Source organism: Pararhizobium sp. P1_E7 (assembly GCF_056405855.1).
Map to the genome: position 1 here is coordinate 22,507 of NZ_JBFUBH010000025.1, position 20,115 is coordinate 42,621.

Genomic DNA, 20,115 nt, shown 5'->3' on the forward strand with positions numbered 1-20,115 from the left:
CCGGTCTTCTTGAGGCTTTGCGCCCAACGGGAGGCCAGCGCCGTTCAGCGACGGGAAAGGAGAGGCTGACGCCGGCGAACGCCGCAGCGTGACACCGGCTGGTCTGGTGGAGCAATTGCAAGGGTTTTAGCTCGCCTGCAACTGCGGCAGCGACCGTGCCCCGATCAGCGTCGCGGCGGCATAGGTCTGCGTAACGATCTCCGGAACGAGATCGATATCGGGGAGCGAGCCGAGCCCGAGGGGGCCGATGGCGAAAAGGCCAGCCGGCCGGCCCTTCGGCGTGATCAGTTCCCCGGCAGGATTGACGGCGAGCCCCAGATCCAGCTCGTCTGTTGCAGCCAGCCCTGCGTCAAGAAGGTCGGTGACGACGGGGTCCTTGAGGTCCGGCGACAGGCAGCGGCAGTCGATCACCTCGTCGGCGGCGAAATGGCTTGCGGCCGCCTGCCCCGCCCATCGGACCAAAAGGCCATCCGGCGTGCGTTTCAGGGTGGTTCCGCGCTTCAGTTCGGTCAGACCGCTGGCGAATTCGCGTTCCAGCCTTGCATGCACGTCGGCCGGAAGCCGGTTGCGATGGCTGTCATAGATTGCGCGCAGATGCCGGTTGAACTGCCGTTTCTCGCTCGGCGGCAGCGATGCCCAAAGGGTGCGGGCGCGCTTGCGCAGGCCGTTCATCGCGGCCTGCCAGCTCCAGCCGTTTTCTTCCGCCTCCGCGCAGGCTTCGCGCACGAAACGGACGATGTTGCGCAGTTGTGAGGGCATGGGCTGTGTTGGAAAGACCGCATCCGCGGGCATGCGGGTATGCGGCTGCGGCAGGAAACCTCGACGCGACAGGATGGTGATGTGGCCTGTAAAGCCGCCGTCGCGCAACTGCAGAACCTGGTCGACGGCGCGCAGTCCATTGCCCATGACGACCACATGCCGGCGCGTCTTAGGGCGCTCAGGCAAATCAGCGTCCATAGCCTGTCCGCCCGTCTCCAGCGGTGCTTTCAAACCGTATCCGGTGGCAAGAACAACCGTGTTGTAGACGGCCTCGCTGCCATCGGCCAGACGGAGGGTGAACAGGCCGTTATCGTTGCGGCGGATATGGGTGATGCCCTCGTTGGACATCTGCACGGCGACATCCGTCCGCTGCGCCAGCGCCTCAGAGAAGCGTTGATAGACATAATCGCTGAAAGTCGCCTTCGGCACGAAGATCTGGCCGAAGCCCGGGATTGCAGCCGAAACGGCCTCGCGAAACGGCGCATTCGCCTGCAGCCAGCGGGTGAAATCCTTGGGTTCTCCTGTTGAAACGGAGAGATCGCGGGCACGGCTGTTGAGGATTTCGGTGGATCGTGCCGTCGCCAGCGCCTGGCCGCCGCTGATGATCGGTCGGGGATCGAACATGCGCAGCCGAAATGGCTGCTTGACCGACTTCAACAGAGCAATCGCCATCATCAGGCCGGAAAAACCCTGGCCGATGATGGCGATCTGCAAAGGCTGATCGCTGCGAAGACTGAAGGGCGACGAAAGACCGTGAACCGTCATATCATTTCCTCCCCGCATCATGCGGCTGGATGGTTGAACCTTGGCACCCCTACTCAAACGCCAGTTCATAAATATACGGCATACTCTATGTATTTAATCATTTTAAACACGGACAGCCCGTCCTATCAAGCCGTTTTCACGCCCTGTTAAATCCTGATAGGTTTCCGTTACTTAGTTGGTCACCGCTTGAAGCGCCCCGCCTGGGGCCGCACCGGAAGCGGTTTTGGTCCGCGCGAAACCTCATGGATCGGCGCGGCCGGCACGCAGTTTCTCAAACCGGCGGATGAAAGCGCCGATGTCGCTGCCGCTGCGTTGCAGCTGTCTCTTGCGAACCATGACGCACATGACCCGGGCGGCGGTCGAAAATGTCATCTCGTCCAGCGGGCTATCGCTGCTCCACGGCTTGGTCAACCTTTCGGTGATGGCGCTGACCATGTTGTTCGGCAGGATATCGGTGCAGTTTCGCATGTGGTCGAATACCCGCCCGATCGGCACAGGCATGCCCAGGTGGTAAACCACGGGAACGTCCGTTTCGTCACCCCAATCGTCATAGGCTTCCAGCGCATCGCGAAACAGCTGATGCAGCGTGATCGGGGCATGACCCTCATGCAGTTCGGGTAAAAGGTTGTTCATCTGCACATCCTCATCGTTGCGAACGGTGGTTGGTGCCGACAGAAATCGACCAGACGCAGAAATGCCCGAGGGAACGGATTGTTCCCTCGGGATCAAAATATAGTTGCATGGCTTTTTGGGTTAAGCTTCAGAGCGTGTTCGGGTGGATGCTCCCGGCTACCTGGTCAGTGCAGCCCGCCAACGCCGAGCAGGCGATCCACCGCGGTGTGATCGGCAGCCAGCGCCTGCGGCGTGCCGCTCCAGGCCACCCTGCCCCGCTCGAGCACGACGACCTGATCGGCAAAGTCGAGGGCGCTCTGGATGCGCTGCTCGACCAGCACGATGGTCATGTTGCCTGTGCTGGCAAGTTCGGAAAACGCTTTCATCAACTCTTCGCAGATGACTGGCGCCAGACCTTCGAGCGGTTCATCGAGCAGCAGGACCGTAGGGCGGCCAAGAATGGTTCGTGCCGTCGACAGCATCTGCTGCTCGCCGCCGGAAAGCTGCGACCCCAGGTTTCCCTTGCGCTCGAAAAGACGGGGAAACATGACGTAGGCCTCCTGGAGGTCGCTCTTCGGCCGGCCCTTGAGGCCAACGAACAGGTTCTCCTCGACCGTCAGCGTCGGAAAGATGCACCGCGTCTGCGGCACGTAGCCGAGCCCCGTGCGGGCGCGCAGCGCGCTGGAAATACCGGTGACGTCGGTTTCGCCGATGCGGATGCGTCCGTCGTACCGTTTTGTCTGGCCGGCCAGCGTTGCAAGCAGGGTCGTCTTGCCCATGCCGTTGCGGCCGAGCACGGCCAGACGTTGACCAGCGGCAACCGAGAAGGAGACGCTTTCCAGAACCCGTGTGGGACCGTAACCGGCCGACAGGTTTTCGACTTCAAGCGGCGTGGCTGGCATTGGCATAGCTCCCGAGATAGGCCTCGCGCACGGCGGCATCCTTGGTGACGTCGGCGGGCGAGCCGTCGAAGATGATGGTGCCGGCGGCCAGAACGATGACCCGCTTGGCAAAACGGAAGACCAGATCCATGTCATGCTCGATCATCAGCACGGCAAGGTCGGCCGGCAGGTCGGCAAGGGCCTGTTCGATGCGGCCGGTATCGCTCTGCGGCACACCGGCGGCGGGCTCGTCGAGCAACAGCACTTTCGGCTTGAGAGCCAGGGCCATGGCGATTTCGAGCAGGCGCTGCTGGCCATAGGCGATTTCGCTCACCTTGCGGTGCATGAGGTCGCGCAAGCCGAGCTTGGCCAGGAGCACGCCGGCCTCGTCCATGACATCAGGCATGGACAGGAAGTTGCCGAACATCGCTCCGGCGCGCCCGTCCCGCTGCAGGATTGCAAGCGCAACATGTTCGGCCGGGGTCATCTCCTGAAACAGCCGTGTCACCTGAAAGGAGCGGACCAGCCCGCGCCGGACGCGGCCGATGGCGTCGATTTTCGTGACGGTTTCACCGTTAAGACGGACCTCGCCCGAATCCGGGCGAAGATTGCCGGTGACGAGATTGACGAAGGTGGTCTTGCCGGCGCCGTTCGGCCCGATCAGCGCAACCCGGTCACCCGGCGCCATCGACAGGGAGACGTCGTTGGTGACCGTCAGCCCGCTGAAGGCTTTTTTCAGATTGAGAACGTCAAAGACTGCGCTCATGTCCGTTTCTCCAAGCGGCCGGTGACGAAAGCTGCAGCGGTGCCGTAGAGCCCCTTCGGCGCGAACAGGACGACTGCGATCAAAAGAGCGCCGACCATCGTCAGCCAGTGGAAGGGATTGGCGGCCGAAACGTAATCCTCGAACAGCATGAAGACGACGGTACCCGTCAGCGCGCCGAACAGCGATCCGGTACCGCCGAGAACCAGCATCACCAGGGATTCGGCCGATTGGGTGAAAGACAGGCTGTCGAGACCGACGACCTGCGTCGAAATCGCATTCAGAGCTCCGCCGGCGCCGGCAACTGCGCCGGAAATGACGTACATCTTGATCAAGGCGATTTTCGGCGATGCGCCCATGGCCATGATGCGCAGCGGATCCTCCTTGATGCCACGGCAGAGCATGCCGAATGGCGAGCGCACCAGGAAACGCAACAGGATGAAAACCGCAAGCAACAGGACGACGCCGAAGACATAGGCGGTCTGGCCCCAAAGGTCGAACTCGAACCTGCCGAACAGCGGATCGGGTGAAATCCCCGACAGGCCGTCGCTGCCACCGGTCCATGACGAGGCCTTGTTGGCAAATTCATGGAAGAGGTAGATCAGCGAAATCGACAGGACGAGCTGGGGCAATCCGTGTGCCCGCAGGATGATTAAGCCGCAGACCAGACCGGCAATCGCGCCGCAAAGAACACCGGCAAGCGTCATCAACAGCGGATCGGTGATGCCGTAATGCGCGGCAGYAATCCCGGCGGCATAGGCGCCGGATCCGAACAGGGCTGCGTGGCCGAGTGTTGCCACGCCGCAGTAACCGGTGACGAGATCAAGCGACAGGACAAGCAGCGCGATGGCGATGATCCGGGTCAGGAGCGCCAGATTGTCGGGAAACAGGAGATAACCGAGGGCGGCGGCGGCAATGATCGCACCGATGCCAATCAGGTCGCGGCCCATGGTGCGGTTTGGTCGGGCGGTCGTTGCGACCGTTTCGGTGTTCATGATGAGCGTCATCCTAGCGTACCCGTCCGGCAAGGCCACGCGGGAAAATACAGATGATGGCGATGACCGCGAGGTAGAAGAAGAATTCGCCGAATTCCGGCATGAGGTAGCGGCCGGTCGTATCGATGCCGCCGAGCACGAGGCAGGCGAGCAGCGCTCCGGGGATGGAGCCCGCGCCGCCGACGGAGACGACGACCAGGAAGGTGACCATGTAGCGCAAGGCATAGTATGGTTCGACCGGCAGAAGCTCCGCACCGAGCACGCCGCCAAAAGCGGCAAGACCAACCGCGACCGCAAAACTCGCCGCATAGATGATTTCGGTCCGCACACCGAGGGCGGCGGCCATCGACGCATTGTCGACGGAGGCGCGCAACTTCACGCCGAAAGCCGTCTTTTCGATGGCGTACCAGAGAGCACCCGCGACCGCCAGGCCGCAGACGATGGCAAAAAGGCGGTGCACCGCGATAGAGCGGAATCCGAGATCGGCCGACCCTTGCAGAGCGGGCGGCAACGGGATCGTCTTCAGCGTCGGGCCAAAGACATAGTTGGCGATGCCGATGATACAGAAGGTGATGCCAATGGTCATCAGCACCTGCGTCAGTTCCGGCGCGCCGTAGATCCGCCGATAGAGCAGCCGCTCGACGGGGATGGAAATGACGACGGTCCCGAAAACGGCAAGCAGCACGGCTGCGGCGTAACCGAGCCCGAGGTCCTGCGCGGCATAAGAGGCGATGTAGCCGCCGATCATGGCGAAGGCACCATGGGCGAGATTGACGACGCGCATCAGGCCCATGGTGATCGAAAGGCCGATCGAAATGACGAAGAGCACCATGCCGTAGGCAATAGCGTCGATGGCTATGCTGAAGAATGTCTGCATCACGCGATTTCCACTTGGTTGTTTGCGGAACAGGAGAAGGCCCTCCCCTCCCCCGCGTCACAAATCAGGGAAAGGTATCGGCGTTGCGGGATGTCTCGCCGCGCCGCCGACACGATTGCCGTCGGGCTGTTTACTTGGCGGCCGCCAGCCCCGGATCGCCCTGTTTCTCGAATGTCTGGATTTCCTTGTTGTAGTAGGAGCCGTCATCCGCCTTTGTGACTTCACGCAGATAGATGTTCTGCGTGATGTGGCGCGATTCCGGATCGATGGAAACCGGACCACGCGGGCTGACCCATGACAGGCCCTTCACGGCATCCACCGCTTTTTGCGCGTCCTGTTCTCCGCCGGTTGCCTCGATCATCTTGTAGATGACCTTCATGCCATCAAAGGCTCCGACCGAAGGGAAGGACAATTCGGCCGGATTGCCGATCGCCTTGGAGGCGGCTTCGACAAAGGCCTTGTTTTCCGGCGAATCGTGGGAAACCGCATAGTGGAACGTCGTCTGAATGCCGAGGGCCGCATCGCCAAGAGCCGGCAGATCGGATTCCTGTGTCAGATCGCCCGGCGCGAAGAACTTGACACCGGCAGCTTTAAGCCCGTTTTCATTGTAGGCCTTGACGAAGCCGAGTGTCGTTGGACCGGACGGCAGGAAGGCGAACACGCCCTGTGCCCCGGAATCCTTGACGCGCTGCATGATCGGGCTGAAATCGTTGGTGGAAAGCGGCATGCGGATCGCCTCGACGACTGCCCCGCCCTGTTTCTCGAAACCGGCCTTGAACGCGTTCTCGGCGTCGATGCCCGGACCGTAGTCGCTGACGACCGAGATGACTTTGGCAACGCCTGCGTCATGCGCGACCTTGGCGACCGGCGTCGAAGTCTGCCAGGTGGTGAAGGACGTGCGAACGACCAGCGGGCTTTTGGTGACGATCGCTGAGGTGGCGGCGTTCATGACGATCAGCGGCACGTTCGCCTGCTTCAGGATCGGTGTCACGGCCATTGCATCAGGGGTGAAATAGAAGCCGGCAAGGTACTGCACTTTTTCCTTGACCACCAACTCCTGGGCCAACGCCTTGGATTGTGCCGGATCGGCGGCCGGAAGGTCGCGGTAGATTATCTCAACGGTGTCGTCGCCGACCGTTGTCCCGTTCATTGCCATATAGGCGTCGATGCCGGCCTTGAAGTTCTTTCCCTGCAGCGCAAACGGGCCGGAGAATGGACCGACAACGCCGATCTTGATCGTGTCGGCATAGGCAGCGTTGCCCATGATAATGGCCGCGAACGCGGCGATGATGGCCCGTTTCATGATTTTCCTCCCTGAATGACCGGCATGCTCCCGAAGAGCCGGCACATGATGACTGACAGAACAGCTAATCCTAGTTTGTCACGCAGAATGGTGATGTAAAATGAAATATAAAGGGGGATATCATAAGCATATGATTATGGATGAAGGTGATTTTCGCATTTGCGGCTGCTGTCCGTGCCGCTTGCTTCCGACGCCATGGAAAATTCAATCATCGACAGATCTAGGCGTGGCGAGGCCGGATGGCGCGCGACATTGCAATGGTTTTTATGAAGAATGCGCTGCCGGGCGGGTGAGTCGTGTCCGAGCCCCCTCCCCTCTTTCGGCAGGTTGCGGCCTACTTCATAATTACGCACATGAATCATTCGGCCAGGAGTTTTTCATCGCTGCGCAGCGTCAGGGTCGGGAACGTCTTGGATTCATAAGCGAAATGCATCCCGGGTGGGCGCAGAATCAATTTCTCACCCGGCCGGCGTAACCATCTGTTAACCAATAACTTCTTGCGCGAATCGTTCCTTTGCGTATCGTCACGGTTATATCGGCCGTCGGGCCATTTTACCGTGACGAAAGTTTTGAACGTGAGCAATGCCATTCGAGCGACCAAGATTGAGCGGAAGACCGTCGATGAGACGATCGGAGATCATGCGGCAATCATCAGCTCGCAACTCCAGGCTATCAGCGAAGCGCTGTTCCCGCCAACGGCCAACAAAACGCTGCGCCGGTTCACCTCCGGTGAAGCTGGCCGGCTGATGGGCGTTTCGGATTCAACGCTGCGCAAGATGACGCTCGCTGGCGAAGGACCACAGCCCGACCTCACAAGCAACGGCCGCCGTCTCTATACGTTGCGGCAGATAAACGAACTGCGTGAGAAGCTGGCGCAAACCGTGCGCGGCCGCGAGGCCTATAATTTTGTGCCGCGCCGTGGTGCTGGGGACCACCTGCAGGTGATCGCCGTAACCAACTTCAAGGGCGGATCCGGCAAGACCACCACTTCGGTTCACCTCGCCCAGTATCTGGCGCTGCAGGGTTACCGCGTGCTTGCCGTCGATCTCGATCCGCAGGCGAGCCTTTCGGCTCTGCTCGGCGTATTGCCGGAAACGGACGTGAAGTCGAACGAAACGCTCTACGCGGCGATCCGTTATGACGAAGAGAAGCGTCCCCTGGCTGACGTTATCCGCAATACCTATTTTGACGGCCTCGACCTGGTTCCCGGCAATCTCGAACTGATGGAGTTCGAGCACACGACGCCACGTGCGCTGACGACGGGCGCCCGGGATGCCGACGGAATTTTCTTCACGCGTGTGGCTCGCGCCCTCGATGAAGTCGCCGACAATTATGATGTCGTCGTTATCGATTGCCCTCCGCAGCTCGGTTATCTCACGCTGAGCGGGCTCTGCGCCGCGACATCGATGGTGGTGACCGTTCATCCCCAGATGCTCGACGTTGCGTCGATGAGCCAGTTTCTGCTGATGACGCATGATCTGCTCGCTGTCGTTCGCGAAGCCGGCGGCGAACTGAAGTATGATTTCATCCGCTATCTGCTGACGCGCTACGAGCCGCAGGATGCACCRCAGACCAAAGTCGCTGCCCTCCTGCGCAACCTGTTTGACGATCACGTCATGACCAATCCGATGGTGAAGTCGGCTGCTGTCTCTGACGCAGGTTTGACGAAGCAGACGCTCTACGAGATCGGCCGGGAAAACCTGACGCGTTCGACATACGATCGGGCGATGGAGGCACTCGATTCCGTCAATGGCGAGATCGAATCTCTTGTCCGTCAGGCATGGGGGCGCACACCAAAATGAGGTCCCCTCACCCATCAAGTGCAATCTGTTGGGAACTCCCAACAACAGGGCTCAGACACGCCCCGGCCATTGCCGGAGGTCGGTATCGTGCAATTGCAACGGCAATGCCGGGCGCGGGTCTTTCCGTCTGCCGATCATCGTTGGGAGCTCCCAACGCACGTTGTTTTGGATACGATGAAGGTGGCCCGCTGTGAGCCGAAAAGATACTGTCAACACCCTGTTCATGCGAAGGCCGGAAGGCTCGGCGCCTACCGCTGGCGTGGAGAAAAATACCGACCGTGTCCGCACCGGCGCTATTTCCGCGATGGGAGCGTCGCTCCAGGAAATGACTGAGGGCGCCCGTAGTGCCGCCAAGCTGCAGGAGCAACTGGCCTCCGGTTCCTCGGTGGTCGATCTCGATCCCGCCCAGATCGATCATTCGTCCGTGAGCGACCGCATCTCCATTACGGTCGATCCGAATTTCGAGGCGCTGGTCGCCAGCATGCGTGAAAATGGCCAGCAGGTTCCCATTCTGGTGCGTCCGCAAACTGGATTGCCCGGCCGTTTCCAGGTGGCCTATGGCCGCAGGCGGCTTCGCGCGGCAGCACTGCTTGGCACGACGGTCCGGGCAATTGTCCAGACACTGACGGACAACGAACTTGTCATCGCCCAGGGGAAGGAGAACCTCGATAGACAGGATCTCTCCTATATCGAGAAGGCGCAGTTTGCCCGTCGTCTTGAGGATGGCGGGTATGATCGCACGACGATCATGGCGGCGCTTTCGACCGACAAGGGCGATCTCAGCCGCTATATCACCATTGCCCGAAGCATTCCGGAGTATCTCGTCCAGGCCATCGGACCGGCGCCAAAGGCCGGCCGGGCGCGTTGGGCGGCATTGGTGGAACGTGCAGAACGTAAACAGCATATGCTTGAAGCGCTGATCACCGGCGCCGATTTCCTCGCAGGAGACAGCGATGCACGCTTTAGCCGCGTCTTTGAAATGCTGGGAGCGGAGCCTGCAAAACGCAAGCCGAAGGCACAGGAATGGAGAAGCCCGCAGGGACGCAGGGCGGCACGCATCGAGCGCGACGATCTCCAGACGCGGATCGTTTTTGACGAGCGTCAGGTTCCTCAGTTCGGCGGGTATCTCGCCGACCGCCTGGATGATCTCTACGCTGAATTTACGGCAAGCCTGAAACAGGGCGGCCGGCAGTAGCTTATGCCGGGTCACTGGTTGGCAGTGGCCTTTAGATCAACCGCTATCGAAGGATAGGCACAAGAGAAAATAGGCAAAGAAAAAGGCCCCCGAAATCTATTCCGGAAGCCCTTCTCGACTGTTTGGCGACTGAGAGAATCACACTTCCTGGAATCGTAGTCAAGTCTCTTCATTGAGATCGACGTCATTTTGACGAGCCTGACAGCTTTGCCCTTGCGAAAGGCGAAGGCGATGGAAGGTGGAAGTGTGACGACGCCCTTTGGGCGGCGGCCGATGACGCTTGGCATGTTGGCAAGCCAGCTTGTGGCCAAGGATATCGAAGACGGCAAGAGCATCGACAAGTGGAAGCTTTATCGGGCGCTGTGCGAGGCGCGGCCGCTGATTGGCGTAACTGATCGCGCCCTGGCGGTGATGAGCGCATTGCTCAGCTTTTATCCGAAAGATGAACTCTCCGAGACAAATGGTCTTGTCGTGTTCCCATCCAACGCACAGCTCTCGCTGCGATCCCACGGCATGACCGAGCAGACGATCCGGCGTCACCTGGCTATCTTGGTTCAAGCAGGCTTGATCGTCCGCAAGGACAGCCCGAACGGCAAACGCTATGTGCGCAGGAACAATACAGGCGCGATTGACGATGCATTCGGGTTCTCTCTGGCGCCGTTGCTTGCCCGTGCCGGCGAGATAGAGCAGTTGGCAGCCCAGGTGATCGCAGAGCGCCTGCACTTGCGGCGTTTGCGCGAACGGCTGACGCTTTGCCGCCGCGACGTCTCCAAACTGATCGAGGCTGCGGTGGAGGAGGGCGCAAGTGGTAACTGGGAGATGGTCACGATCCATTTCAGGGCCCTTGTAACGGCAATTCCGCGCGCACCAACGGCGATCGAAGTGGCGGCGGCGCTCGACGAAATGGAAATGTTGCGCGAAGAGATCGTCAACCAGTTGGAAATGCAGCTTAAAACCAAGAATACAAGCGGCAATCCCTTCCAAAATGATCGGCACATACAGAATTCAAATCCCGACTCTTCATCTGAATCTGAACCTTGCTTCGAACAGAAGCAGGGTGAAAATTCAGAACCCGATAAAATAACGCTGGAACCGCCGATCGTGAGACAAAGCCAGAATCGCGAACGCGGCCCAGGCAGCGCCGTGGGGCAAAAAGGTGAGGGCGGACAAACTCATTCGGCGGTGACTGGCAAGGTGAAGGCTTTCCCGCTGGCTCTGGTGCTTCAGGCCTGCCCGGAAATCATCCCCTATGGATCCGGAGGGGCAATTTCCAGCTGGCGTGACCTGATGGCGGCGGCGGTCGTTGTGCGGTCGATGCTTGGGGTGAGCCCGGATGCCTACCAGCAGGCGTGCGAGATACTCGGGCCGGAAAATGCAGCGACCGTGATTGCCTGCATTCTGGAGCGGGCAGGCCACATCAATTCCGCCGGCGGCTACCTGCGAGACCTGACCCGGCGGGCGGAAAAGGGCGAATTTGCCATCGGCCCGATGCTGATGTCGCTTGCGAGGGCGAATGGAAATTCTCTGAGACAGGCCGGCTAGAAAGGGCTGATTAACCTTTATTTTCTATTGAAAAGGGGTGTGCCCATTGCCCGTGAATTTTGAGTGAGCAGGTCCTTATGCGTCTTTCCCGAACCAATTTTTCGAACAGCTTCGATAACACGGGAGATCAGCCCGCAGACCCGGAAAACCATCAGGGAAAAACGGAGTTGCAGCGCCGGATCTATGGCGCTCCCGTCGATGTGAAAAGCGACGAAAGCCCCTATGAGGTCGATACCGACGCGATGGCTGAAATCGAAGGGCGAGGGGATGCGCCGGTCTGGCAGAGCGCGTTTGTGCTTGGTCCGAACGTCCGCTTTACCCGAACGCCGGAAAGCGTCTATTCGAAGCGGCCGGCCGGCGATGCACGCAAGGAACCGGAAGAGCCGAGCCCCGCTGCACAGACGGTTGCCAGCGTTCCGGAAACCCCCGTTGTGACTGCGGAACACTTGCCGGTTGTCGAGCCTGTGGCTGAGGAAGCGCCGGTTATATCCGGCATTCAGTTGCTTTCGCTCCGCCTGCGGCAAGAGATGGAAACATCGTTGAGCACCCCCTCTGCGGAGGAATACGCCGACGCTGCGGAAATCGATCTTGCCTGTTTTCCGGCCCAGGAGGAGACCGTGCCCGCAGACAGGCCGGAAACGATGATCAAACAGGCCAATTCCTTCCTGTACGTGTCCGACGAAGTGTTCTGGAACACCATGGATATGGAAGCGGATATCGGTGCGCTGGCGCCGGTCGTGCGCTGGCAGCCTCCCGAGGTTCATTCGCCTTCCGGTTCGGTGACGGCGCTGTATCGGGAAATCGGGATAAAGCCAGCCAATCGGTCGGTCGCAGCGCCTGTCGTCAGTCAGCCCCCACCGGTCAAGAAGGCGCCGCAGCCGATCGTGGAAGAAAGCCAGCCGGTTGTCTGCGAGGTTGCGAGCCCGGTTGAACCGGTGCGTGCCGCAAAGCCACAGACGGCTGCTGTGAGACCGATCCGCGCCGTTCGGCCGGATACGTTCGTGGCCATCCCGGAAATGACGGCGGACGCAGGCGGCGAGTATGTCTTTCCGCCGGTGACACTCCTGCAGGAGCCGCCCGTTCAGGAGGCCGCGGTTATCACCCAGGAGGCTCTGGAACAGAGCGCCGGCTTGCTGGAAAGCGTGCTTGAGGATTTTGGCGTTCGCGGCGAGATCATCGATGTCCGCCCGGGCCCCGTGGTCACGCTTTACGAATTCGAACCGGCGCCCGGCGTGAAATCGTCGCGCGTGATCGGCCTTGCCGACGATATCGCCCGTTCGATGTCGGCTTTGTCGGCCCGTGTCGCCGTCGTGCCCGGCCGCAATGTCATCGGCATTGAACTGCCGAACCCCGTGCGCGAAACGGTGTATTTCCGCGAACTGATTGAGTCGGAAAACTACGGGGAAACCCGCTTCAAGCTGGCGCTATGCCTTGGCAAGACCATCGGCGGCGAACCGGTCGTCGCCGAACTCGCCAAGATGCCGCATCTTCTGGTCGCCGGCACGACCGGTTCGGGCAAATCGGTAGCGATCAACACGATGATCCTGTCCTTGCTCTACCGGCTGAAGCCGGAGGAATGCCGCTTGATCATGGTCGATCCGAAGATGCTGGAGCTCTCTGTCTATGACGGCATTCCGCATCTCCTGACCCCGGTCGTCACTGACCCGAAGAAGGCGGTGATGGCGCTGAAGTGGGCCGTGCGGGAAATGGAAGACCGTTACCGCAAGATGTCGCGGCTCGGCGTGCGCAATATCGACGGTTACAATTCACGTGCCGCAATGGCGCGGTCAAAGGGTGAAACGATCCTGTGCAGCGTGCAGACCGGATTTGACCGCTCGACCGGCGAGGCGATCTTCGAACAGGAGGAAATGGACCTCGCGCCGATGCCTTACATCGTCGTCATCGTCGATGAAATGGCCGATCTGATGATGGTCGCAGGCAAGGAGATCGAAGGCGCGATCCAACGGCTCGCCCAGATGGCGCGCGCCGCCGGTATCCACCTGATCATGGCGACGCAGCGGCCGTCGGTCGATGTCATCACCGGCACGATCAAGGCGAATTTCCCGACCCGCATCTCGTTCCAGGTCACCTCGAAGATCGACAGCCGTACCATTCTGGGCGAGCAGGGTGCCGAGCATCTTTTGGGGCAGGGGGATATGCTCCACATGGTGGGAGGCGGCCGGATCGCCCGTGTGCACGGCCCGTTTGTCTCCGACGAGGAGGTCGAAAAGGTTGTCGCGCATCTGAAGACGCAGGGGCGTCCGGAATATCTGGGCACGGTGACGGAGGACGCCGAGGAAATCGACGAGGCTGCCGAAGAAGACAGCGCTGTCTTCGACAAGGGCGCGATGGCGGAAGAGGACGGCAACGACCTCTACGACAAGGCGGTCAAGGTCGTGCTGCGCGACAAGAAATGCTCAACGTCCTACATCCAGCGGCGCTTGCAGATCGGTTATAACCGCGCTGCGTCCCTGGTCGAGCGGATGGAGCGGGAAGGACTGGTCGGATCGGCAAATCATGTCGGCAAGCGGACGATTCTGTCGGCCGGGCGCGAAGTGGTGGAAATGCCAAGCGGCGACGAGGAATAAGCGGGATGGCGCCTTGCGCGGTTGCGGCAGGGCCGGGCGCCACCCCATGAAGTGACGGTTTCGGGGACGTCTGCCTGTAATCTATGATGCGCAGCGGTCGCTTTAAATTTGCTGCAAGGTTTTTAAGATCGGTTCCGGTTTAAGGACTTATGCACTGGCGCGGCGGAGGTTGTTTGAGCCGGTCAGACCACAAGCTTCAGCCAATCGTCCGGGGCGAACATGTAACAAACGATAAGCCAAGGTTATCGGTCGTTATTTCCTGAGAGCAACCTGTGCAGTTTTACCATTTCAGCTGGTTAAAACCGCTCTTCTCGAATACCATCGTCTCCATGGATTCGAGACCTGCCCCAACGCTTCCCGTATCAGTTCACCTGTCCGTTATCCCGGGATGGGTCAAGTCGCGCGGCGAAGTGAGCGATGTGGATGCGGCTTTCATGGCGGGTGCGGCTCTCAGTTCGCTGGATCAGCTGGTGCGATCGGAGCCTATCTGGTCCGGCTCTTGGCGGCAGCGCCTCGGTCTGAAATGTGCCGCTGCAGCGGTGCGGCTGATGGGACGCACGGAAGACGAAGCGGCGCTGCGTGATGCCGTCTTGCTGCGTGCGCCGGGGGGCGATGCAGGGCCGGCCGGAAGCGTTTTTCTGGCCTATAAGAAACTCTCGGCCCACACCACGGCGCTCGATGTAAAAACGCTGCGCGACATCACAGACCTGATTGCGCTGAAATGGAACGACACCCTGGCGGATTTTTCCCGGGTTGCAGGCGATTTTGTACAGGACGGGCGTGCAGCACCTGTTGCCGTGGCGGAACTGGTGACGACGGTCTGCCGACTTCGGCCGGACGCGGAAATCCTGGCCTGGTGGCTGGCGGACTGGGTTTTGGCAAAAAAACTCAACTGGCAAAGGCCAGTTCCGCTGCTGATGGCACAGCGTTACGATCCAGCCTTCCGGATGGCCGGGGGGAGGGGGCGCGTGCGGCCGGATGATGAAGCGTTTGCCCGGTCGGTCTGCCTGGCGATGGTTCAGGGCGCGCGTGAGGCGCTGCGTCAGTCGGTCGAGATTGGCCGGCGGGCCGAGCAGTTTATTACGGTGGTACCCAAGGTTCGGACCAAGGGCGCGGAGACGGTCATTCGGCAATTGCTGTCCGAGGATGCGCTATCGGCTTCGGCACCCGGCGGCAACCTTTCCCGTTGGGCCAGCCGGCGGTTGTTTGAGCGCCTCGAAACGCTCGGTGGCGTGCGGGAGCTGTCGGGGCGACCCACTTTCCGAATTTACGGCTTGTGATCATGTCCGGATCGAACGTTGCGAAAGCCGGGGGGCGGGGAAAGAGAGCGGCGGCTGAGGATAAACTGCTGTTTGACCGCGCACTGGACTCCCTGCCGCCGGACCTGCGCTGGCGGGAGTGGATGAACCGGGTCGAAGCAGTGATCTTCGCCTCCGCGGCGCCTGTCGATCGGGCAACGCTTGCCCGTGTCGTCGGGCAAGATTGCAATATCGACCTGATCATTGACGACATTCGCGAGGAGCTGCGCGGGCGGCCGTTTGAACTGGTGACTGTAGCGGGTGGTTGGCAGCATCGAACAAAGTCCGCCTATGCACAGGCGATCCGCGCATCCGGGGCTGCAGCCCAGCCGATGGCTGAGTTCAGCCAGCAGGAGGCGACGGTTCTGATCGCGATTGGCTACTACCAGCCGGTGACGCGCGGTGAACTGTCGGCCATGTTCGGCAAGGAAGTCAGCCGCGACACCATTGCCGGCCTGCGTGATGCCAAGCTCATAACCTCAGGCCCTCGCAGTCCGACGCCGGGCGCACCCTATACCTACGTCACGACACCCGTTTTCCTATCGGCGTTCGGTTTCGACACCCTGCGAGACCTGCCGGATATCGAACTGCTGGAAGACAGCGGCCTGCTCAACCGCAAAAGGCTGGCTGATGATGCCGACAGGATGGAAACGGGGCCTGCCGAAGACGATGAGGACGATTGAGCTCTTCCAATCGGGAGCAAAACCGGTTCACAATCGATATCCGGTCGGAATAGTGCCTGATCGAAAGCGGGGCGTGCCCGCCGGTCATGAACGGCGTAACTTTGCGAGAACCTCCTTGAAGATAGTCCTTTCCATTTGTTTGCTGCTCGGTTGCGCGGCGCCCGGTGTTGCACAGGCTGACTGGCAGGCCGTCGAAAACGTTGAGGCCTATTCCATAGCCGGCAAGACGGGAGCCGAGCTCTATGCCTCGATCGGCGAACGGGGGCCCAAGGTCGGAAACGGCGGACGCGCCATCGCCTTCACCAATTTCAAGCTGACATGGACGCGGAAATACGAACCGCAGGGCAGCGCCTGCGTTCTGGTTTTAGCGCGGCCCAAGCTGATCATAACCTATGTGCTGCCAAAGCCGGCCGAGCGCCTGCAGGCACCGATTGCAAAAAACTGGGAAACGTTCATTTCGGGCGTTCGCCGGCATGAGCTGGTACACGGCGATCTCATCAAGGACATGGTAAAAGAGATCGAAGCCGTATCGGTGGGGCTGTCGGCGCCTAACGATCCCAAGTGCCAGAAAATCCGGGCGGATCTAACCACGCGCCTGGGAGAATTGTCGCGCGCGCAGCGGCAGCAGAGCCGGGATTTCGACCGGGCCGAACTGAGCAATGGCGGCAACATTCACCAGCTTGTCCTTGCCCTGATCAATGGACAATAGAGCTGCTAAGCGGCTGGATCCATAACACTGCGGAGATGTTGTCACGGCCGCAGTCCCGGGCGCGCCGATAGATCGGGTGTATTTTTCAGACATGACAGASGCAATGTCMGGTGGAGAAAGCCATCCGGTACGCCCTTCCATGCCCGTCGTCCAAGGGATTGCGGTTTCCGGTGCTGGTTATTGCTCTTATCTTAACGGCGCTGCACATGGGCTTCATGAAAATGAATTTCATAAAAGTGACAATTTTGCGGATTTCGGTTGACGGGTTTGAAAATCTGCCTCAATCTAAGAAAATAAATTACGACAATAAACGGGGAATACCAGAAGAATGAAAGTGGGCATCATTGGGCTCGGATTCCGTCTTGGCTATCTGGGCTATGTTTTCAAGGCCATGGATGAAAGCTTCGAGATCGCGGGTTACGTCGATCCGAACCCGGCCGGCTTGCCCGGTCTTCTGGAGAAAGGCGTGTCCGCCGGAACCGCCTATGCGACGCCCGAGGAGCTGATCGCCAACGAGAAGCTCGATCTCTTGATGATCGGCTCGCCCAATCATATGCACCTTGATCATATCCGGATCGGCCTGGAATCCGGCCTGAAGGTGTTCAGCGAAAAGCCGATCGTCACGACTGTCGAAGAGAGCATTGAGCTCGCCCGGCTGATGGCGAAACATGGTCATGAGCGGCTGATGGTCGGTCTCGTCCTGCGTTACGCTCCGATGTATCGCGATCTGCGTGCAGCTCAGGCCGCCGGAACGCTTGGTCAGATCGTTTCGATCGAGGCTTCCGAACATATCGAACCGTATCACGGCGCCTTCTTCATGCGCGACTGGCGCCGTTATGAGCGCTATTCCGGCAGCTTCATGCTGGAAAAATGCTGCCACGACCTCGACCTCTACAACGGTATCGTCGGTGCGCGGCCGGAGCGGGTGGCAAGCTTCGGTGGCCGCAAGAGCTTCATTCCGGCAAATGACCCTGCCCGCGAAGGTATCAACGATCTCGAACTTTTCCATCGCAAGCCGAGCGGCTGGATGGGATCAGACAAGGTCTTCGACAGCGATGGCGACATCATCGACTATCAGGTGGCTATCGTCGAATATGCCAATGGCGTCGGCATGAACTTCCATACCAATCTCAACGTGCCCGATCAATTCCGCCGGTTCTGCATCATGGGCTCGCGCGGCATGGCCGAGGGCGATTTCATTCGCGGCTATTTCGATGTTCACGAGGTGCTGACCGGCAAGAAGGTCGTCGAGAACAAATACGTTGCGACGGAACTGTCGCAACACTACGGGGCAGACGAGCAGATGGCGACCGATATCATCGGCCATGTCCGCGATGGACGCGCACTGCCCGTATCGACGCGCGATGCGCTCGAAGCCGGTATACTGGCTCTCTCCATGGATGAAGCAAGGCGCAAGCGCAGCGTCGTCGATCTGCGGCCCATCTGGGACCGCTTCGACGAGGCGCTCCACTCCCGCGCGGCTTGAGGGGGCTGGAGATGAACGTTCAACGCAGCACTCTCATCTTCGCCTGGATGCTTCTGCTGCCAGCCGTTCTCTACGTCACGGTGATCGTTGCCTATCCGCTCCTGGATACGTTCATCCTGTCGTTCACCGATGCCTCGTTGAAGAAGACGACGAATTGGGTTGGCTGGATCAATTACGAGAAGATATTCAACTCCACCTTCGCCGAGGTCATCATCCGCACCTTCGTGTGGACCTTCTTCTCGGTGTCGATCAAGATGATCATCGGCGTTTTCGGCGCCTCGATGCTTAACTCCGCCGTTCCCGGCCGCGCATTGTTTCGCGTTCTGACCATGCCACCGTGGATCGTCCCCATGGCGATCGGCATCTTCATGTGGGGCTGGATGTACAACGGCCAGTTCGGGATGATTTCCGGCTTGTTGCAGCGTTTCGGCTTTGCAGATGGTCCGGTCGCCTTTCTCGCACAAGGCTCGACGGCATTCTGGGCAACGATCATCACCGACGTCTGGATCGGTGTGCCTCTGGTGACGCTCTACATGCTGGCGGCCATGCAGTCGATCCCGCAGGATCTCTATGAGGCTGCTTGGACAGATGGGGCGGGCCGTTTCTACCGGTTCCGCCGCATTACCTTGCCGTTGCTGATCCCTTCGCTGATTACGATGTCGATGCTGTCACTCATCGCGACCTTTAATTCCTTCGACATTATCTGGATTCTGACCCGCGGCGGACCGAGCGGGGAGACCACGACGATGATCATCGATACTTACAACACGGCGATCGGATCGAAGAAATACGGGGAAGGCGCCGCACGCGCGGTACTGATCTGCATCTTCCTGTCGATCTTCTGCCTGGCCTATTTCCGCGTCACCAGCCGTCTTTCCTCGGGAGACAACCGATGAGCACCCAGCCCGCAATGATCAACCGCTATCGCTGGTACGAACTGCTCGGCATCTATGCTGGTATCCTGGCCTTTCTCACATTTATCCTGGCGCCCTTCGTCGAAGGGTTCCTGGTTTCTCTGAAGCCGCTCAGCCAGCTCTTTTCGTCGCCCTACCGGTTCATTCCGGAAAATGGGTCCTTCGAAGCCTACCGGACGATGTGGGTGAGCGTGCCGGGCTTTGCCCGCTATATTTTCAATTCTTTCTTTATCTCGACCATCGTCACCATCGTGGTTCTCGTTCTCGTCGTTCCGGCGGCTTATGCCTTTGCCCGCTTCAAGTTCAAGGGCTCAGGCCAGCTGCTCGGAGCATTCCTTGCCGTCAACATGTTTTCCGGTGCAGTGCTGCTCATCCCGCTTTTCCGGCTGATGCGCTCCTTCGGTGTATTGAACACCTATTTCGCCATCATCGTACCGGGCGTCGCCTTTCTGATCCCGTCTGCCATCTGGCTTTTGCGCACCTACATGATGCGTATTCCAAGGGAGCTGGACGAGGCTGCTTTCGTTGATGGCGCAAGCCATTTCTACACGCTGCGCCGCGTCATCCTGCCGATTGCCATGCCGGGCATCACGGTGGTTGCGATTACCACCTTCATCGGTTCCTACGCCCAGCAGTTCATCTATGCGCTGACCTTCAATTCCAAGACGGAATATGCGCCGCTGCCGGTCGGCTTGTTTGCCTATTTCGGTCGGCAGGAGGTCATCTGGAACGAGCTTATGGCCGCGAGCTTCGTGGGCATCGCGCCGGCCATGATCGTGATCTTCTTCCTTCAACGCTATCTCGTCAGCGGGCTGACCGCCGGCGCGGTGAAACAATAAGCCTAACCACCAGAGAAAAATGGGAGCTAAAAACGTGACAACTCATTTCAAGACCGGCCATCTCGCGACCGGATTGTTTGCCCTTGCCTTGCTCGGCTCGACCG

At 59.9% G+C, this 20,115-nt stretch carries 18 protein-coding genes; 10 read left to right on the plus strand and 8 right to left on the minus strand.

Annotated elements, in window-relative coordinates; translation table 11 throughout:
* Nucleotides 1-126: 126 nt before the first annotated feature.
* From AC1D17_RS19610 to AC1D17_RS19645, 8 genes are all read right to left on the minus strand, one after another.
* Complete coding sequence (locus AC1D17_RS19610; RefSeq protein WP_477567006.1) at nucleotides 127-1,524, minus strand: FAD/NAD(P)-binding protein; 1,398 nt, start codon at nucleotides 1,522-1,524, stop codon at nucleotides 127-129.
* 240 nt (nucleotides 1,525-1,764) lie between these two features.
* A complete protein-coding gene (locus AC1D17_RS19615) occupies nucleotides 1,765-2,157 on the minus strand; it encodes a BRA0787 family protein (protein WP_477567007.1) in 393 nt (130 codons plus the stop codon).
* A gap of 164 nt (nucleotides 2,158-2,321) precedes the next feature.
* Nucleotides 2,322-3,038 carry an ABC transporter ATP-binding protein gene (locus AC1D17_RS19620; protein WP_477567008.1) on the minus strand — a complete coding sequence of 239 codons (717 nt, stop codon included), beginning with the start codon at nucleotides 3,036-3,038 and terminating at the stop codon, nucleotides 2,322-2,324.
* Nucleotides 3,019-3,783: an ABC transporter ATP-binding protein gene (locus AC1D17_RS19625; protein ID WP_477567009.1), complete on the minus strand. Its 765-nt coding sequence runs from the start codon at nucleotides 3,781-3,783 to the stop codon at nucleotides 3,019-3,021. The genes AC1D17_RS19620 and AC1D17_RS19625 overlap by 20 nt, the downstream gene beginning before the upstream one ends.
* Entirely contained in the window at nucleotides 3,780-4,787 is a 1,008-nt protein-coding gene (locus tag AC1D17_RS19630; protein ID WP_477567010.1) for a branched-chain amino acid ABC transporter permease, read from the minus strand. The genes AC1D17_RS19625 and AC1D17_RS19630 overlap by 4 nt, the downstream gene beginning before the upstream one ends.
* Before the next feature lies 1 nt (nucleotide 4,788).
* Nucleotides 4,789-5,652, minus strand: a complete 864-nt coding sequence (locus AC1D17_RS19635) for a branched-chain amino acid ABC transporter permease (RefSeq protein ID WP_477567011.1) — start codon at nucleotides 5,650-5,652, stop codon at nucleotides 4,789-4,791.
* Nucleotides 5,653-5,782: 130 nt separating this feature from the next.
* A complete protein-coding gene (locus AC1D17_RS19640; protein WP_477567012.1) occupies nucleotides 5,783-6,955 on the minus strand; it encodes an ABC transporter substrate-binding protein in 1,173 nt (390 codons plus the stop codon).
* 358 nt (nucleotides 6,956-7,313) lie between these two features.
* Entirely contained in the window at nucleotides 7,314-7,544 is a 231-nt protein-coding gene (locus tag AC1D17_RS19645) for a hypothetical protein (protein WP_477567013.1), read from the minus strand.
* Here AC1D17_RS19645 and repA point away from each other — a divergent pair.
* The 10 genes from repA to AC1D17_RS19695 all read left to right on the plus strand — a co-directional run bounded on the left by repA (nucleotide 7,531) and on the right by AC1D17_RS19695 (nucleotide 20,011).
* Nucleotides 7,531-8,757 (plus strand): plasmid partitioning protein RepA, encoded by a 1,227-nt coding sequence (repA, locus tag AC1D17_RS19650; RefSeq protein WP_477567014.1) that lies wholly within the window; start codon nucleotides 7,531-7,533, stop codon nucleotides 8,755-8,757. The genes AC1D17_RS19645 and repA overlap by 14 nt on opposite strands.
* Nucleotides 8,758-8,947: 190 nt before the next feature.
* Nucleotides 8,948-9,952 (plus strand): plasmid partitioning protein RepB, encoded by a 1,005-nt coding sequence (gene repB, locus AC1D17_RS19655; protein ID WP_477567015.1) that lies wholly within the window; start codon nucleotides 8,948-8,950, stop codon nucleotides 9,950-9,952.
* 231 nt (nucleotides 9,953-10,183) lie between these two features.
* Nucleotides 10,184-11,494, plus strand: a complete 1,311-nt coding sequence (gene repC, locus AC1D17_RS19660; RefSeq protein WP_477567016.1) for a plasmid replication protein RepC — start codon at nucleotides 10,184-10,186, stop codon at nucleotides 11,492-11,494.
* 77 nt (nucleotides 11,495-11,571) lie between these two features.
* Complete coding sequence (locus AC1D17_RS19665) at nucleotides 11,572-14,082, plus strand: DNA translocase FtsK (RefSeq protein ID WP_477567017.1); 2,511 nt, start codon at nucleotides 11,572-11,574, stop codon at nucleotides 14,080-14,082.
* 419 nt (nucleotides 14,083-14,501) lie between these two features.
* Nucleotides 14,502-15,362 (plus strand): DUF1403 family protein, encoded by an 861-nt coding sequence (locus tag AC1D17_RS19670; protein ID WP_477567031.1) that lies wholly within the window; start codon nucleotides 14,502-14,504, stop codon nucleotides 15,360-15,362.
* Nucleotides 15,363-15,364: 2 nt separating this feature from the next.
* Nucleotides 15,365-16,063: an SMC-Scp complex subunit ScpB gene (scpB, locus tag AC1D17_RS19675; RefSeq protein WP_477567018.1), complete on the plus strand. Its 699-nt coding sequence runs from the start codon at nucleotides 15,365-15,367 to the stop codon at nucleotides 16,061-16,063.
* A gap of 115 nt (nucleotides 16,064-16,178) precedes the next feature.
* Complete coding sequence (locus tag AC1D17_RS19680; RefSeq protein WP_477567019.1) at nucleotides 16,179-16,772, plus strand: DUF922 domain-containing Zn-dependent protease; 594 nt, start codon at nucleotides 16,179-16,181, stop codon at nucleotides 16,770-16,772.
* Between the two features lie 328 nt (nucleotides 16,773-17,100).
* Nucleotides 17,101-18,258 carry a Gfo/Idh/MocA family protein gene (locus AC1D17_RS19685; protein ID WP_477567020.1) on the plus strand — a complete coding sequence of 386 codons (1,158 nt, stop codon included), beginning with the start codon at nucleotides 17,101-17,103 and terminating at the stop codon, nucleotides 18,256-18,258.
* Nucleotides 18,259-18,269: 11 nt separating this feature from the next.
* A complete protein-coding gene (locus AC1D17_RS19690) occupies nucleotides 18,270-19,154 on the plus strand; it encodes a carbohydrate ABC transporter permease (protein ID WP_477567021.1) in 885 nt (294 codons plus the stop codon).
* On the plus strand, nucleotides 19,151-20,011 hold the full coding sequence (locus AC1D17_RS19695) for a carbohydrate ABC transporter permease (RefSeq protein WP_477567022.1): 861 nt from the start codon (nucleotides 19,151-19,153) through the stop codon (nucleotides 20,009-20,011). The genes AC1D17_RS19690 and AC1D17_RS19695 overlap by 4 nt, the downstream gene beginning before the upstream one ends.
* Nucleotides 20,012-20,115: the final 104 nt, after the last annotated feature.

Bases quoted from the DNA above. Each gene is read 5' to 3' on its own strand.
- AC1D17_RS19645 (WP_477567013.1), bottom strand. From the start codon at position 7,544: ATGGCATTGCTCACGTTCAAAACTTTCGTCACGGTAAAATGGCCCGAC.
- AC1D17_RS19615 (WP_477567007.1), bottom strand. From the start codon at position 2,157: ATGAACAACCTTTTACCCGAACTGCATGAGGGTCATGCCCCGATCACG.
- AC1D17_RS19625 (WP_477567009.1), bottom strand. From the start codon at position 3,783: ATGAGCGCAGTCTTTGACGTTCTCAATCTGAAAAAAGCCTTCAGCGGG.
- AC1D17_RS19690 (WP_477567021.1), top strand. From the start codon at position 18,270: ATGAACGTTCAACGCAGCACTCTCATCTTCGCCTGGATGCTTCTGCTG.
- AC1D17_RS19635 (WP_477567011.1), bottom strand. From the start codon at position 5,652: ATGCAGACATTCTTCAGCATAGCCATCGACGCTATTGCCTACGGCATG.
- AC1D17_RS19620 (WP_477567008.1), bottom strand. From the start codon at position 3,038: ATGCCAGCCACGCCGCTTGAAGTCGAAAACCTGTCGGCCGGTTACGGT.
- AC1D17_RS19610 (WP_477567006.1), bottom strand. From the start codon at position 1,524: ATGACGGTTCACGGTCTTTCGTCGCCCTTCAGTCTTCGCAGCGATCAG.
- AC1D17_RS19695 (WP_477567022.1), top strand. From the start codon at position 19,151: ATGAGCACCCAGCCCGCAATGATCAACCGCTATCGCTGGTACGAACTG.
- scpB (WP_477567018.1), top strand. From the start codon at position 15,365: ATGTCCGGATCGAACGTTGCGAAAGCCGGGGGGCGGGGAAAGAGAGCG.
- repC (WP_477567016.1), top strand. From the start codon at position 10,184: ATGGAAGGTGGAAGTGTGACGACGCCCTTTGGGCGGCGGCCGATGACG.
- AC1D17_RS19640 (WP_477567012.1), bottom strand. From the start codon at position 6,955: ATGAAACGGGCCATCATCGCCGCGTTCGCGGCCATTATCATGGGCAAC.
- AC1D17_RS19665 (WP_477567017.1), top strand. From the start codon at position 11,572: ATGCGTCTTTCCCGAACCAATTTTTCGAACAGCTTCGATAACACGGGA.
- AC1D17_RS19685 (WP_477567020.1), top strand. From the start codon at position 17,101: ATGAAAGTGGGCATCATTGGGCTCGGATTCCGTCTTGGCTATCTGGGC.